Raw genomic sequence first — 15,502 nt, 5'->3', positions numbered from 1 at the left:
ATTTATTTTAAATAGAAAGAAGGGATTTTTATGTTAACGACCTTTATTTCACTCTTTTCCATCTTTGCTTTAGCTGCATTGTTAGCTGGGACATTCTTTTTAGCAAAATTGGCCATGCAACAAGAAACGAAGGCGGTGAAAGTTCCCGTCAGAGCCCAAAACCAAAACCCAAGAATCCATTCCAATCGTCGCTAAGGGAAATAGTTTGACCCTATGTCAATTCAAAAAACTTGCCTTCTATATAATATAGGAAGGCAAGTTTTTTTGCTGGTATTTACAGTAAACAACCTTAGTCACGTAACGTCTCAGTTTGTCTACTGAAGGATCGGTCTTACGCAATTAAATGCTAAGTTTTCTCTTAGAGTATTGCAACGGTGGATACTCTTTGTTAAAATTTTTGCTTAGATACAACTTTAAAGGAGCTACTACATATATGCAGAAAATAACCAAGTTCGGGTATTCCTTCGTTGCTGCTTTGGCAATCCTCTTTGCTGCTGCCGGCTTACCCCTCGTTTCGTATGCTGATGATACAGCTATGAGCGCCGAAGAGATCCAAGATTTTTCAGTCGATGCAAAAGCCGCTTACTCCATTGATTTTGACACAGGCAAAGTGTTGTATGATCAAGATGGTGAGACTGCCATGGGCATCGCCTCCATTACCAAGATCATCAGTCTCTACCTCGTAGCTGAGCAAGTAGAGCAAGGAACCATCGCTTGGGATGATCCTGTCCCTATTTCAGATTATGCCGCGAATCTCAGCGTGTCGCCAAACTTATCGAATGTCCCTTTGCATCAAGACGTCACCTATACAGTAAAAGATTTGTATGATGCCAGTTATATCCAATCTGCAAATGCTGCAATCGTCGCACTCGCGGAACTGATTGCTGGGTCTGAAAGTGCCTTTGTTGATCAAATGCAAGAAAAAGTGCAATCATGGGGCATTACCGATGCAAAGATCGTCAATGCTTCTGGCTTGAACAATACTTATTTAGGGGACAATATTTATCCCGGGTCAACTTCCACTGACGAAAACGAACTATCCGCAAAAGATGTCGCCCTGATTGCTCGTCATTTGCTGCAAGACTTTCCAGACGTTTTAGAAGTAACGAGTCTTTCCACCAAACAATTTGGTGAAGGTTCCTATTCGCCTGTCGAGATGGTCAATTGGAACTGGATGCTTCCAGGTTTTACGAATACGAAAGATGGTGTTGATGGTCTTAAGACTGGTACGACAGATATGGCAGGGGCATGCTTTGTCGGAACCGCCGTCAAGGATGGTCAACGAATTATCACCGTCGTGCTAAACGTCAATGGTCATGCGGAAAATCCAAGCGTACGCTTTATCGAAACAGGTCGGTTGATGGACTACTCCTTCGACGCTTGGGAACAAGTAGAAATTCTACCAGAAAATGCACAGTTAGAAGATACACAAACGGTGGCAGTCAAAGATGGGAAAGAATTGAGTGTTCCCGTTGCCTTAAATCAAGGTTTGACCTTATGGGTACGTGGAGATATGGATGCAACAGCCTTTGAAACAACCATTGACTTTAATGAGCATTATCGTGATTCTGCCTTGCAAGCGCCATTGACTGAGGGCACAGAAGTCGGTACTGTAAGTGCTTCGATTCCAGCTGATACGCTTGGTTATATTGATGATTCTGATCATGACGAAACTGCAGGATTAGTTACAACACAAACGGTGGAAAAAGCCAACATCTTTGTTCGTGCTTGGCGCGGTGTGTCTAACTTTTTCGAGAATCTTTTTTAATCCAAACCATAGAAAAAATCTGTCCTGAGCAAAGATTGCTTCACGGACAGATTTTTTTATTCTACCGTTTCCACCGTTGCTGCTGACAAAGGCTCAACAGGGAAAAACAATTCAACTTCCCCTTCTTTAAAATGAGGAAGATATCTTTCTTGGATCGCTGCTGACAAGTGGACGTTGTTTTCTGGTAAAACTTCCATCAACATTTTTTCAGTCATCATGGTCAAGTTTTTTTCATCCGTTTTGACAACGAGATAGGTCATTGCGGGCATTTCCCAACGGACCCAACCGACGGGAGGAAAATTTTCTGTATGGACTTGAACGCCTGCCAAATAACGGCCGGTTTCTTGCCAAGGCTCTAACCAATTGGTGCCATCACTCATTAAGCCCCAAAATTCCAGTTCTTCTGCCTTTTGATCGCTCACTAGAAATTCGATCTCTTCAAAATCCTTTGTTGCAAGTTCCCATAGCGCTGGTACCCAAGAAGCTCCTTCTTCCGCTAATCCCTTGCCTTCTTTTCCGATCACATAAAAAGCGGGCCGTTCAACGCGAATCACTTCACCTAATTGCATGTTCCTTCCTCCTTCTTTTCTTCATTTTAGCGAATTGCAAGAAATTCAGCAACTTTGACCTTAGCAACAAGCAATTTTTGTCATTTTTCGGTATACTAGGTGTATCGTTAAAGGAGTGAAAAACATGGATTTTACGCAATTGCTGATTTTTGCTATCAGCTATTTGACGGGTGTGATCGTCGTTCAAAAATGGCGCAAGAAAAAAGATGAGCCAGATATTTTCTTTTTTGAGTGCTGTTGGACGATTTTAGCCCTGCTGATTTATTTAGCCGTCTCAGAATTACGGACAGGCAGTTTCTTTATTTTAATACCAGTCGCCTTCGCCGGCTTTTTTTTATTTTCTTATCGGCGCAACAAGCACCGACTCGTAAATGGCTTGCTCTTTAATTTGTTTGTCTTAGCATTTGGTGGCTACTTAGTCATTAATCTATACCGAACACAAGATATTCTTGTAGGTGGTCTATTGGCTGTTTTACTAGCGATTTTCCTTGCTGTATTATTATTCGGATTGGCCATCCTCGTGGTCTTTCTTTACTGGAATTCCATTATTGTTTTACGAAGAGAATCGCGATCGATCGCCAATCTATTGACCCTGATCTTAGCGGTAGTTTTGACCGTTTTATTATTTTCAGATCCCCTTTTGCACTTTTTCCCGGATTGGATCCGAACCTTATTTGGCGTGGTTCCCCTAAGTCTGATGTATCTATTTGTGGTCTTTTTGAACTTTTTATCGATTTCAGTCATTTATCAGTTCAATCATCCTCGTTACAATCAAGATTTTATCATCGTCTTAGGAGCAGGTCTTTTGAATGGCACCACGGTCTCCCCTTTATTGGCCAAGCGTATCAATAAAGCAATCTCGTTCTACGAAGCGCAATTTAAAGCGAAAAAAACGGCTCCTCGGTTACTGATGTCAGGCGGCCAAGGAAGCGATGAAAAGCTGCCAGAAGCTGTCGCGATGAAAGAATATGCAGTTGCGCAAGGAGTGCCCGAAGGAGAGATTTTAGTAGAAACAAATTCCACGACTACTTATGAAAACATGAAGTTTTCGAAAGAAATCATGGATTCCTTAAAGCCAAATGGCTACAAAGTAATTTTTTCCTCCAACAATTACCATATTTTTCGTGCCGGTCTCTATGCAGATCAAGCACAACTTAAAGCAGATGGTATCGGAGCACCTACCGCCTTTTACTATTTACCCAATGCCTTCTTACGAGAATTCGTAGCGATCCTTTTTATGCACAAAAGACGACACTTAACGGTATTGATCACCTTGCTGATCCTTTATGTAGGTGCAGCGATCCTCCAACTTATTTTTGGCTAAGCAAACAAAAAAAGTTCTTTGAACCGGCTGGTTCGAAGAACTTTTTTCTTATTGCATCGTACGATGTTTCTTCCAGAAACGTTGTTGCCATTTTTCTTTCATACTTTCTGTAAGTGGTTCTGATGCTTCTTTGATCGCACAATATTTGTCAACCATTGTAACAATATAGCTTTCTTTATAACGTGGCGGCGCAATCGTTGCTCCCCACATATGTTTCAAGATGATATCTTTTTCTAGATCACTTAGTTCAGTGATTTTTTCAGCATTTTTTACTGCAATTCGTGGATGCATATACGCATGGGTACCTTCATCAAACTTTGTGGTACGCCAGTCATAGTAGAATAAATCATGAAGGAGTCCTGCACGAGCTGTTGCACGAGCATCGCCGCCCCATTTCTTGGCCAATTTGTAACTATAATAAGAGACGCTGATCGAATGTTCCAAACGTGTGGAGTTCATATGCTGCACAAAGTTGGCTAATTTTTTTACAGCTTCTGTTTCTAACAGGTCAGCCACGTAAGACATATATTCGCTATCTTCTTGCCATTTTTCTGTCATAAATTTTTGTCTGCCACCTTTTTTTGATCTGCTTGATTGTTACAAGACAAAGTATAGCACCTATTCATCGAAGATTCTAGGTGAGGTGCAACAGATTCTAATAGTTTAACAGTTCCTTAAAAATCTAACTGACAGCAAAATACATCAAAATCCCGGCTGCAATGGCGACATTCAATGATTCTGCCTGACCATAGATGGGAATATACACATTTTTGTCAGTCAAAGCCAACAGTTCTGGGTGAACCCCTTGTCCCTCGTTACCTAAAATGAAGGCAGCTGTTTGTTGTTTAGGAAGCTCGGTATAAGGAACGGCTTCTTTATTTAATTCGGTGCCATAAATCGCCACGCCAGCTGAGCGTAGCTGTTGGAGAAATGACGGGATCGCTCCTTCTAAAATTGGTAAATGATAGTTGCTTCCTTGCATACTGCGCAAGACTTTTGTGCTGTAAAGATCTGCTGTTCCTTCACCGAGAAATACCCCGCTAAATCCAGCGGCATCTGCTGTTCGAATCATGGTGCCAACGTTCCCGGGATCTTGCACATTATCTAAAATCAACCAGTTGCCCGTCAATGTCTGTAAGTCTTGCTCTTGCTTTTCCACCACGGCAAAAATTCCTTGTGGAGTTGGTAAATCAGAAAGCATCGCTGCGATCTCCTCTGTAATCAAATAGCTTTCTTCCTGATAATCATCGAGCTGCCCGTTGGCTTCGCTTAACCCTCGCGGTGTTACCAACAACGCTTTGATAGATACTTTGGCCTGCAGCGCTTCTTGCACTAAATGCCAGCCATCGATCAAATACGTATTGGTCTGTGTACGGTGTTTTTTTTGTGTTAGTTTTTTGATTTCCTTGATAAAGGTATTTTTTTTCGATTGAATTTCTTTCATGTGGTCACCTCGATTTATTATAGCATGAGTCAATCGATCTAACTTGTTCTTTTACTGAAAAAACGCTATCATTATAAGCAGAGGAGGGATTGTCCATGAAGAAACTACGAATCCATGTTCAAGGGCGTGTCCAAGGTGTCGGCTTTCGTTATACCACGAAAATGCTTGCCGATCAGTTGGGGGTCACAGGATCTGTAAAAAATGAGGCAGATGGTTCTGTTTCGATTGAAGCGATGGGAGATGAAAAAATCATCGATGCCTTTGTTGCCGGAGTGAAAGATTCTCCTTCTCCCGCTGGGAAAGTTAACCAAATCGACATCCAACCAGACGATACCATTAAAGAACGTACTAGCTTTGACGTAGTCTATTATTGATAATTGAATGTTTTCTAAGTCGAAAGATTGATTTTTCAATGAATTTCTCTTTGTACATTGAAATAGTCGGTCTTTTTTAGTATAGTTATTTTTGTCTAAATTTATTGTGAAGAGGAAGAATAGAATGTCTAAAATGAATAAATGGCTGCTTTCATCAGGATTATTTGGCCTGTTATTAGCATTATCAGGCTGTGTCAGTACCAATGCTGATGGTACGCCGAAAGAAACAGGAATGATTTATCGCTTTTTGGTGAAACCATTAGGTGATATGATCACGATGCTCGTTGAAAACTTCAACTGGTCTTACGGCTGGGCGATCATCGCCGTAACGATCGTTGTCCGTGTCATTATCTTACCATTAGGGATCCATCAGTCTCGAAAAACGATGGTTCAAAGTGAAAAAATGCAGTTTCTGAAACCCCAAGTGGATATTGCGCAAGCCAATTTGAAAAAAGCAACCACTCGGGAAGAACAAATGCAAGCGCAAGCGGAGATGCAAAAAATTTACTCTGAAAACAACGTCAGCATGTTTGGCGGTATCGGATGTCTCCCTTTGCTGATTCAGATGCCGATCTTCTCTGCTCTTTATTTCACCGCTCGTTACACACAAGGAATCCAAAACTCTGAATTCTTTGGCGTATCTTTAGGCGACCCAAGCATTCTCTTTGTGGCGATTGCTGGTCTTTCCTACTTGGCACAAGGATATATCTCAACCATCGGGATTCCTGAAGAACAGAAAAAAACGATGAAAACCATGTTGATCGTTTCTCCATTGATGATCGTTTTCATGTCCATGAGTGCACCAGCTGGTGTGACACTTTACTGGGTAGTTGGTGGGGTCTTCAGTTGTATCCAAACGTTTATCACAAATGTCATCATGAAACCAAAAATTCGTGCCCAAGTCGAAGCGGAAATGAAAGCAAATCCGCCTAAAACGGTAGTTACGCCTCGTAAAGACGTAACGCCTGAAAAAACAGAAGCTGTCAAAAAGGCGCTAAATACGACAAAGCCTAACGGAAAAGGTCGTAACGCTGGCAAGCAGCAACGGAAGTAATTCTTGACCAAATCGCTCATTGGGCGGTTTGGTTTTTTGTTGTTTTCAAATGGGAATCAGTTGCTTCTTCTAGCGCCTTTCGCTATAGTAAATGAGAGGTGAGCGCATGTTTCAAGCATATATCAATATTTTTGTCATTTTCAGTCTCATGTTTATCGGTTATTGGTTGTCTTACAAACAATGGTTTTCTAATCGAACCGCCGACACATTTTCAAAACTGGTGTTAAATGTCTCATTACCCGCCAATATGTTTTTGACGATCATTAAAAACTTTACGAAAGACGAGTTTCTCTCATTAGTTTCCGGGATGATCATCCCTTTGCTTTCCATGATGATCACTTACTTCGCCGGTTATTTATGGCGCCGTTTCGCGCAAGTTGAAACCAAACACCAAGGCGCATTTTCCGCCATGTTTACCTTTTCCAATACGATCTTCATCGGCTTACCGATCAATTTAGCCATTTTTGGTGAAAAAGCCGTTCCTTATGTGTTGTTGTACTATATTGTAAATACGACATTATTTTGGACCATCGGTATTTTTGAGTTAGCAAAAGACAATCCTGATTTTGGTGAAGCCCGGATTTCCTTTCATCCATTGGTCATGCTAAAAAAGATTTTTTCACCAGCCTTGATTGGTTTCATCATCGGTTTGATCTGGATGCTGTTCACCTTACCACTGCCCTCATTTGTTGATGGCCTTGGAAGCTACCTAGCAGATTTAACGACGCCCCTATCAATGTTTATCATCGGGATCATTGTCTACTTTGGCGGGCTCAAGAACTTGCGAATGACCAAAGACATTGCCGGTGTCTTGTTTGGTCGGTTCGTTCTCTCGCCCCTAGTCGTGTGGTTGTTAAGCAGAATCATCCCTGTTCCTGAATTGATGCTTTCTGTGTTTATTATTCAAGCCTCTATGCCCGTCCAAAACTCTGTCCCGATTCTTGTACGAAACTACCAAGGGGACGAAGAATTTGCAACTTCATGTTTAGGGTATTCCGTCTTACTGTACATGGTGTATTTGCCTGTTTTGCTTTTTTTCTTTTTTTAGCTATTTAACGAACTTTGTCGAAAAATACTCGTTACCGAAGACATTCGCTTCTTTCGGTAACGAGTATTTTTCTCCTCTTTGTAAGCCAATGGTTCGATTGATTCGCTATCCAAGCGGCACCCCCCTTATGATTTCTCACTATAAAGTCACGATCCTTTTGATTTTCGCAAGATTGTGACTGCTTAGGTTGCCCTCACAAACAAGACAAAAAGCCCATCATGCAGAAACTAACTATACTAGATGCTGCGATGATGTGCTTATTTTTTTTAAGTGAACAGCTGTTGACTTATAACATATCAAACAACGACAACTGATTTTCATCTGGTAGATCTTTAAGAACACCGTTATCCGTCATGTATTCAATCAAGGTCTTAGAAACTTTCCCGCGATTGGCGAGGTCTTCTTTCGATAAGAAGGGACCGTCTTTTCGTGCTTCCACGATTTGTTTCGCTACGTTTAGTCCCAAACTCGGCACGGCTCGAAACGGTGCGATCAATTTTTTCCCGTCGATCACGAAGTTTTCCGCATCCGATTTATACAGATCGATCATCCCAAATTCATAACCGCGCTCTAACATTTCATTGGCTAACTCCAGAACCGTTAACAGATTCTTTTCTTTCGTTGACGCATCCAATCCTTTGTCAGTGATTTCTTGCATCCGTTCTTTTACGGCGTCTTTTCCTTTTGACATAGCAATCAAATCAAAATCATCCGCCCGGACAGAGAAATAAGCACAGTAATAGAGAATTGGGAAGTACACTTTAAAGTAAGCCACCCGCAACGCCATCAAAACATACGCCGCCGCATGGGCTTTCGGGAACATGTACTTGATCTTCGAACAAGAATCGATATACCATTCAGGGACATTGTTCTCCCGCATCGCTTGCAAGTAAGTGTCCCGCAAGTCGTCAGGGATCTTGTTCCATTGCCCTTTACGAACCGTCTCCATGATTTTAAAGGCCATCCCGTCATCTAGGCCAGCATGGATCAAATACACCATGATGTCATCCCGACAGCCGATTACTTCTGCTAGACTGGCATCTCCACGACGAATCAGTTCTTCGGCATTGCCCAGCCATACATCGGTACCATGGGAAAGACCAGAGATCTGCAAGAGCTCTGCAAAGGTCGATGGATGGGTTTGATCCAACATCCCTCGCACAAATCGGGTACCAAATTCTGGGATGCCTAATGTACCTGTTTTTGAGTAGATCTGCTCTTCAGTTACACCTAGCACATCCGTACCACCAAAAATACGCATCACTTCCGGATCATCCGTGGGGATCGTTTTAGGATCGATTCCTGATAAATCCTGTAGCATCCGAATCACCGTTGGGTCATCGTGTCCCAGGATATCCAGTTTTAAAATATTGTCATGAATCGAATGGAAATCAAAGTGGGTCGTTTTCCATTCTGAATTTTGATCATCTGCTGGGTATTGAATCGGGGTGAAATCATAGACATCCATATAGTCTGGAATAACGATAATCCCCCCCGGATGCTGACCAGTCGTCCGTTTGACGCCAGTGGCGCCTTTTGCCAAACGATCGACTTCGGCTGCACGATAATGAAGATTATGATCGCGCTCAAAGCCTTTTACGAACCCAAAGGCTGTTTTGTCCGCTACGGTACCGATCGTTCCGGCACGATAGACATACTCTTCACCGAAGAGCACTTTCGTATAGTTATGGGCTTCTGGCTGATACTCCCCTGAAAAGTTCAAATCGATATCGGGGACTTTATCGCCATGGAAGCCAAGGAAGGTTTCAAAAGGAATATCATGGCCATCTTTGTTCAGACGGGTGCCGCATTTTGGACATTTTTTCTCTGGCATATCATAACCAGAACCATACGAGCCGTCTTCATAAAATTCAGAATACTGGCAATCGGGACAATAATAATGAGGGGCTAATGGATTGACCTCAGTGATCCCAGTCATAGTTGCGACAAAACTAGAACCGACTGATCCCCGCGACCCTACTAAGTAGCCGTCTTCATTGCTTTTATGAACCAGTTTTTGTGAGATCAAATAGATCACGGAAAACCCATTCCCAATGATCGAATCAAGCTCTTTTTTCAAACGTTTTTCCACAATTTCTGGTAATGGATCACCGTATAGCTCTTTGGCACGGTTGTAACTCAAGTCGGTGATCTCTTGTTCAGATCCGGGAATCTTTGGTGTATACAAATCATCTTTTACCGGAATGACTTTTTCACAGAGATCAGCGATTTTATTCGGGTTCGTCACTACAATTTCTTTCGCTACTTCTGGACCTAAAAACTGAAAAGCGGTCAGCATCTCATCGGTTGTTCGGAAATGTACATCCGGTAAACTATGTCGATTCAAGGGATTGGCGCCCCCCATCGAATTGATCAAGACCTTACGATAAATGGCATCTTCTTCGTTCAGGTAGTGGGCATTCCCAGTAGCAACAACGATTTTCCCTAACTCTTCCCCCATCTTTACCAGATTCCGAATGATGTCTTCTAGATCTTTTTCACTTTTCACGAGTTCCGTTTCGAGAAGATGAGCATAAACTGCTTTGGGCATGACTTCGATGTAGTCATAAAACTTGGCAAGTTCCCGCGCTGCATCGACCCCTTTTTGCATCATTGCGACAAAGACTTCTCCTTTATCACAAGCGGTTCCGACTAACAATCCTTCCCGCAATTTCACCAATTCTGAGCGCGGGATCCGCGGAACTTTATCATGGAAGTACTTCACATTCGACATCGAGATCAGCTTGAATAAATTCTTCAATCCCGCCTGTGTTCGGGCTAAGATCGTGGCATGGAAAGGCCGAGCTGCTTTATAGGAGTTCTCACCCCCCACGTGTCGGTTCAAATCTTCGTGCAGTAGCATGTCATGTTTTTCCATCGCTTCTTTGACAAAGATCCACGCTAAATGACCGGTTGCCTCGGCATCGTAGATCGCTCGGTGATGTTGCTCCAAACTAACGCCAAATTTTTTGGAAAGGACACCTAAACCGAATCGCTTAAACTCTGGATACAAATAACGAGCGAGTTCCAATGTATCAATGACGGGATTTTCTGCTTCCGGGATACCGTATTTTCGATAACTGGTATTTAAGAAGCCCATATCAAATGACGCATTGTGGGCAACTAGAATGGCTCCTTCAGAAAACTCACGGAACAAACGTAAGACTTCTTCTTCCGATTTTGACCCCCGAACCATTTCATCGGTGATTCCCGTCAATTCTACGGTCGTTCGTGATAAAGGATGGCCAGGATCGATGAATTCATCAAAGGAACCTTCCACGTTGCCTTTATGCATCCGCACAGCGGCCAATTCAATGATGGTGTCGTACACTGCAGACAATCCGGTGGTCTCCACGTCAAACACGATATACGTGGCATCAGTCAGTGGGACAGGCTGCGGATTATAGGCAACCGCTACCCCGTCATCCACGATATTGGCTTCCACACCGTAAAGAATTTTTACCCCGGCTTTTTCTCCGGCGTGATGGGCATCAGGAAACCCTTGTGCTCCACCATGATCGGTGATCGCAATCGCCTTATGTCCCCACTTGCCAGCTTGAGCGACAAAGTCTGCCACATTGTTGGTTGCATCCATCGTACTCATATTGGAATGCAGGTGAAGTTCGACCCGTTTTTCGCCTTCAGGTGCATAATCTTTGCGGGCCTCGTGTTTGACTTCCAGCAAATCTTGCGCATTCATAACGAGATCTCGCATAAAGGTATCTTCTTGAACACTACCACGCACTTTGACCCAACTACCTTTAGCAATGGCATCAAAGACTTGTTCATCTTTTTCATTGTTGGAGAATTTTTTCACACTAAACGACGACGTATAGTCGGTGATTTTCAAAATCAAAATCTTCCGTTTTGAACGCAATTCGCGGACTTCTTTATCAAAGACATACCCTTGGATCGTAACTCGGCGTTCTTCCTCGATGATATTGATCATCGGTGTCACAGGTTCATCAGCAGGAATATTACGTCCCAAGGCGATTGGTCCGTCAAATTCGACTGTTTTGACTTCTTTTTTGCGTTGCTCGTGCGCCATTAAGTTCTCAGCGGCTTGCAATTGGAAGGCTGCCGTTTGTTCTTCTTTTCGTGCTTCAAGTTCTTTCAAGGCTGCCTCAGCCTGTTCTTTGTCTAGCTGTGGCAGGATCCGAAATTTTTGAAACCCGAAAGTCCCATAATTTTCCTCAATGATCGGTAAGTACTGTTGCTGCAAAATCGTGATGACCGCATCATTGTTGACGGGTAAAATCACCTTGTTCTCTTGAATCATAGGCATTTGATTTTTGATCACTTGATGAACTAACGGCCGATCGCAATTTTGATTGGCTAACGCTAATGGCCAGTATTCTTGAATGAACTGCTCATCAAAGGAACCGTCTTGAGCTTCAATGACAATGCGAACTTCCGCAATCTCTTTAAATGCCAATTCAATATGTTGTTTAAAGGACTGATACACCATCACCGGCAACAAACGTTCGAATTGGAAATAAAACGTCCAGGCTTTTGATTGTCGATGCACGGTTACTTGTCTGATTTGGGCAGTCTGCATCAATGGATGCTGCCGAAGATTTTGGGCAGCTGCAATTTGGTCTAATAATATCTCAAAGGTCTCTCTTTCTTTTGACAATTGAAGATCCTCCTTTTCTCAGTACTCATTAGTATACCTCTTTTTGTCTTCACTTTCATTAAAAAATCGAGAAAGGATTTCCTTTCTCGATCTACCATTTGTTTCGATTTATTCTTGGTTGGCTAACAAAATCGTTAGGGTCGAAGCGACTTCTTCTTTCCTCACTTCAACGGTTGCGCCAGTATGCTTGATTTTGATCTCCACGATGCCTTCTACGGCTTTTTTACCGATGGTCAAGCGAATCGGACAACCAATCAAATCGGCATCTGCAAATTTGACCCCTGCACGTTCATTGCGGTCATCCACCAATACTTGATAGCCAACTTGGTTCATCATTTCTTCTACTTCTTCACTTAAGGCATTTTGATAGCTATCTTCAATCGACGTTTGGATGATATGCACATCAAATGGGGCAATTTCTTGGGGCCAATCGATCCCAAACTCATTGCCATATTGTTCAACGATCGTTGATAGCAACCGAGAAACCCCCAGACCATAACAGCCCATGATGATTGGTTGTTCATCGCCATTTTCATCGACAACCGTCGCTTCTTGCGCCTCGCTGTACTTGGTTCCTAACTTGAAGATATGCCCAACTTCGATTCCTCGCGTAAAGGTTAAGGTCCCTTTTCCATCTGGGGAAGGATCGCCTTCTTGAACCAAGCGAAAATCGGCAAAGGCTAGTGGTTGAAAATCACGGCCTACATTTGCATTAAGAAAATAGCTCTGTTTTTCTGCCGCTGGTACGATCAGATTCGCCATATCTTGGACATGCTGATCGGCATACAATTGGATCGAATCAGCAAGCTCAATGGGGCTGCGAAGTTGTGCGTCACTGGTCAGATAGGACTCGGCTTCTTCAGCAGTCAAGATCTTCACTTGATCAGCGGCTAAAAAATGCTTGATCTTTGTTTCATTAAGACTGTGATCACCTCGAAGCAATACCATAATGACTTGCTCGTCAACGAGTAGCAAAAATACTTGAACGATTTTTTGCAAATCCGTTTCGTATGTTTTCGCCAGTTCCTCTAACGATAGAGACTCTTCATGAACGACTTTTTGTAACTCTAAATAGGTCTCATGAGATTTTTTAGCGATATACTGACTAGTTGCTAGTTTCCAATTGGCGACATAGTCGCTTTCAGTCGAATAACAGATCAGCTCTTCGCCGATTCCAGACAATGCCAAAAACTCTTTTGAATCTCGGCCACCCATCAAGCCATTATCCCCGACCACTGTCCGATATTCGATCCCACAGCGTTTCAAAATGGCATGGTAAGCCATTTCGTAGCGATTATAGGTTTGATCTAAGCTGGCTTCATCGGCGTGAAAAGAATAGCCATCTTGCATGATAAATTCACGGCTGCGAATCAATCCAAAGCGCGGCCGCTGTTCGTCCCGATATTTCGTTTGGATCTGATACAAGCTCAAGGGTAGCCGCTTATAAGACGTGATCTCGTTTTTGATCAATGTCGTGAACGGCTCTTCGTGAGTGGGCCCTAAAACGATCTCTCGTTCGTTTCGATCTGTCAACCGATACAAAGACTCACCATACAATGAGGCCCGTCCAGACTCCTTCCATGGTTCATACGGAAGCAAAGAAGGCATCGCCATCTCTACGGCATCGATTTGTGCCAGTTCCTCACGAATGACCCGCTTGATCTTTTCTAACACCCTTTGTGCTAGCGGCAAGTAGACATAGATGCCTGCCGCCACTTGTCGAATATACCCGGCCCTAACTAACAGTTGATGACTTAACGTCTCCGCATCGCTGGGGGTTTCCCGCAATGTCGGAATCAAACATTTTGACTGTTTCATTTTTTTCTCCTTTGCTACAAAAAATCATGTTCACCCGATCAACAATTGATTTGCTTGTGCGTCTTATTTTTAAAAGAAGAAACGTTGGATATCATTCCAGGTAACGAGAACCATCAGCAGCATCAAAAACCCAAACCCAATCAGGGTAATGATGCCTTCTTTTTCTTGACTGATTGGCTTGCCTCGCACACCTTCTAAAATATTTAAAACCAGTTTCCCACCATCTAATCCAGGAATCGGCAATAAATTAAAGATCCCCAAGTTGATGGAAATCATCGCCATCATGGCGATCACCGTTGTGACACCTTGCGATGCGGCTTGAGAAGACAGTTGGAAAATCGCTACCGGTCCACCCAATTTATTGATATCTGGTTGGGCGATCAAGTTGCCGACTGCTCTAAAAATCACCAATGAATTGTCAATGGTCGTTTGCAAGCCGCCAAGTAAGATGTCTCCGATGCCAGTTTTTAACGAAGCCGTGATCCCTAAGAAACCAATCGTAGTCTCCCCAGATTCTTGACTCGCAGGAGTTGCCGTCAAATCAAGTGTTTCTGCTCCTCGTTTAACTTCGAGAGCAATCTGAGTATCTGGATACTTTTGGATCTCTGTCGTCAATTCTGACCAGTTGGAAACATCGACGCCTTCAACTGCTAGGATTTCGTCGCCATTTTGCAGTCCGGCTTCAGCTGCCGGGGTTCCTGCTTCGATTCCTGTCACGATGGTTGCATCTTGGTTCGCGACACCACCTTGCGCAAACACCAACCCAGTGAATAAAACCAAGGATAAAATAAAGTTATTCATCGGTCCGGCAAAATTCGTCAGCATTCGTTGCCAAAGCTTTGCGGACTGGAATTGAACGTCTTTTGGTGCGATCCGAACTTCAACGCCATCTTCATGAATAATCGTTGCGTCATGATCCACAGCGTACGTAACTGCTTCTTGTTCATTGCCGTTGATGAAGCCAGTGATCGTCAGCTTCTCCTCCAAGTCAAAGTCGGTCACTTCCATGGGGATCGCTTGCGGCAATTGGATCTTTTTGCTCGTATTGATTTTGATGACTTTACCAGTTGCATCTTGAACCAAGGAGACTGGCATACCAGGCGTTAATTCGGTTTCATCTTCGCCCCAGCCTGCCATTTGGACATACCCGCCTAATGGCAGCATCCGAATCGTGTAGGTCGTCCCATCTTTCGCTTGATGCGCGAACAATTTAGGCCCCATACCGATGGCAAACTCTCTTACTAAAATACCTGCCCGTTTTGCAAAGAAGTAGTGTCCGAATTCGTGAATCACTACCACCACGGAAAAGATAATGATAAATACAAGTATCGTTTTCATGCTCGTTCCTCTCTTTCACAGCATCCCTCTCATTCAGGGCAGCCTTTCCTTATTTTATCACACCGGTTCCCGTTGAGGAACTCACATTCCCGTTGTAACAAGAATTTAAAAAAAGAAGCGCAAGCCAAG

12 protein-coding genes are annotated in these 15,502 nt (G+C 43.2%); 6 read left to right on the top strand and 6 right to left on the bottom strand.

What is annotated here, in order from left to right; all coding sequences use genetic code 11:
- Nucleotides 1–30 precede the first annotated feature (30 nt).
- Entirely contained in the window at nt 31–195 is a 165-nt protein-coding gene (locus IGI78_RS05815; RefSeq protein WP_170920150.1) for a hypothetical protein, read from the top strand.
- Nucleotides 196–433: 238 nt separating this feature from the next.
- Nucleotides 434–1,768 carry a serine hydrolase gene (locus IGI78_RS05810; protein WP_081118758.1) on the top strand — a complete coding sequence of 445 codons (1,335 nt, stop codon included), beginning with the start codon at nt 434–436 and terminating at the stop codon, nt 1,766–1,768.
- Nucleotides 1,769–1,824: 56 nt separating this feature from the next.
- Here IGI78_RS05810 and IGI78_RS05805 read toward each other — a convergent pair whose 3' ends face one another.
- On the bottom strand, nt 1,825–2,337 hold the full coding sequence (locus tag IGI78_RS05805; protein WP_195265708.1) for a GyrI-like domain-containing protein: 513 nt from the start codon (nt 2,335–2,337) through the stop codon (nt 1,825–1,827).
- Nucleotides 2,338–2,461: 124 nt separating this feature from the next.
- On the opposite strand from IGI78_RS05805, the gene IGI78_RS05800 reads away from it, so the two are divergent.
- Complete coding sequence (locus tag IGI78_RS05800; protein ID WP_195265706.1) at nt 2,462–3,661, top strand: YdcF family protein; 1,200 nt, start codon at nt 2,462–2,464, stop codon at nt 3,659–3,661.
- A gap of 48 nt (nt 3,662–3,709) precedes the next feature.
- Here the strand turns inward: IGI78_RS05800 and IGI78_RS05795 are convergent, their stop codons facing one another.
- Together IGI78_RS05795 and IGI78_RS05790 are read right to left on the bottom strand one after the other, a co-directional pair.
- Nucleotides 3,710–4,219 carry an HD domain-containing protein gene (locus tag IGI78_RS05795; protein ID WP_077452608.1) on the bottom strand — a complete coding sequence of 170 codons (510 nt, stop codon included), beginning with the start codon at nt 4,217–4,219 and terminating at the stop codon, nt 3,710–3,712.
- A gap of 124 nt (nt 4,220–4,343) precedes the next feature.
- Entirely contained in the window at nt 4,344–5,105 is a 762-nt protein-coding gene (locus IGI78_RS05790; RefSeq protein WP_195265704.1) for a TrmH family RNA methyltransferase, read from the bottom strand.
- A 95-nt stretch (nt 5,106–5,200) separates the two neighbouring features.
- On the opposite strand from IGI78_RS05790, the gene IGI78_RS05785 reads away from it, so the two are divergent.
- From IGI78_RS05785 to IGI78_RS05775, 3 genes are all read left to right on the top strand, one after another.
- Nucleotides 5,201–5,479 carry an acylphosphatase gene (locus IGI78_RS05785; RefSeq protein WP_005236969.1) on the top strand — a complete coding sequence of 93 codons (279 nt, stop codon included), beginning with the start codon at nt 5,201–5,203 and terminating at the stop codon, nt 5,477–5,479.
- Between the two features lie 124 nt (nt 5,480–5,603).
- Nucleotides 5,604–6,533, top strand: coding sequence for a membrane protein insertase YidC (yidC, locus tag IGI78_RS05780; protein ID WP_010749323.1), 930 nt, complete (start codon nt 5,604–5,606; stop codon nt 6,531–6,533).
- A 106-nt stretch (nt 6,534–6,639) separates the two neighbouring features.
- Nucleotides 6,640–7,581 carry an AEC family transporter gene (locus IGI78_RS05775; RefSeq protein WP_077452611.1) on the top strand — a complete coding sequence of 314 codons (942 nt, stop codon included), beginning with the start codon at nt 6,640–6,642 and terminating at the stop codon, nt 7,579–7,581.
- A gap of 286 nt (nt 7,582–7,867) precedes the next feature.
- Here IGI78_RS05775 and IGI78_RS05770 read toward each other — a convergent pair whose 3' ends face one another.
- The 3 genes from IGI78_RS05770 to rseP form a co-directional block, all read right to left on the bottom strand.
- Nucleotides 7,868–12,217 carry a PolC-type DNA polymerase III gene (locus IGI78_RS05770; protein ID WP_081118763.1) on the bottom strand — a complete coding sequence of 1,450 codons (4,350 nt, stop codon included), beginning with the start codon at nt 12,215–12,217 and terminating at the stop codon, nt 7,868–7,870.
- Nucleotides 12,218–12,325: 108 nt separating this feature from the next.
- Nucleotides 12,326–14,035 carry a proline--tRNA ligase gene (locus IGI78_RS05765; protein ID WP_081118764.1) on the bottom strand — a complete coding sequence of 570 codons (1,710 nt, stop codon included), beginning with the start codon at nt 14,033–14,035 and terminating at the stop codon, nt 12,326–12,328.
- 69 nt (nt 14,036–14,104) lie between these two features.
- Nucleotides 14,105–15,373: an RIP metalloprotease RseP gene (gene rseP / locus IGI78_RS05760; RefSeq protein WP_081118765.1), complete on the bottom strand. Its 1,269-nt coding sequence runs from the start codon at nt 15,371–15,373 to the stop codon at nt 14,105–14,107.
- Between the last annotated feature and the right edge of the window lie 129 nt (nt 15,374–15,502).

It is taken from the genome of Enterococcus sp. DIV1767 (assembly GCF_050542585.1).
GTDB classification, from domain to species: domain Bacteria; phylum Bacillota; class Bacilli; order Lactobacillales; family Enterococcaceae; genus Enterococcus_D; species Enterococcus_D innesii.
This window is presented reverse-complemented; position numbering and strand designations above follow the sequence as displayed.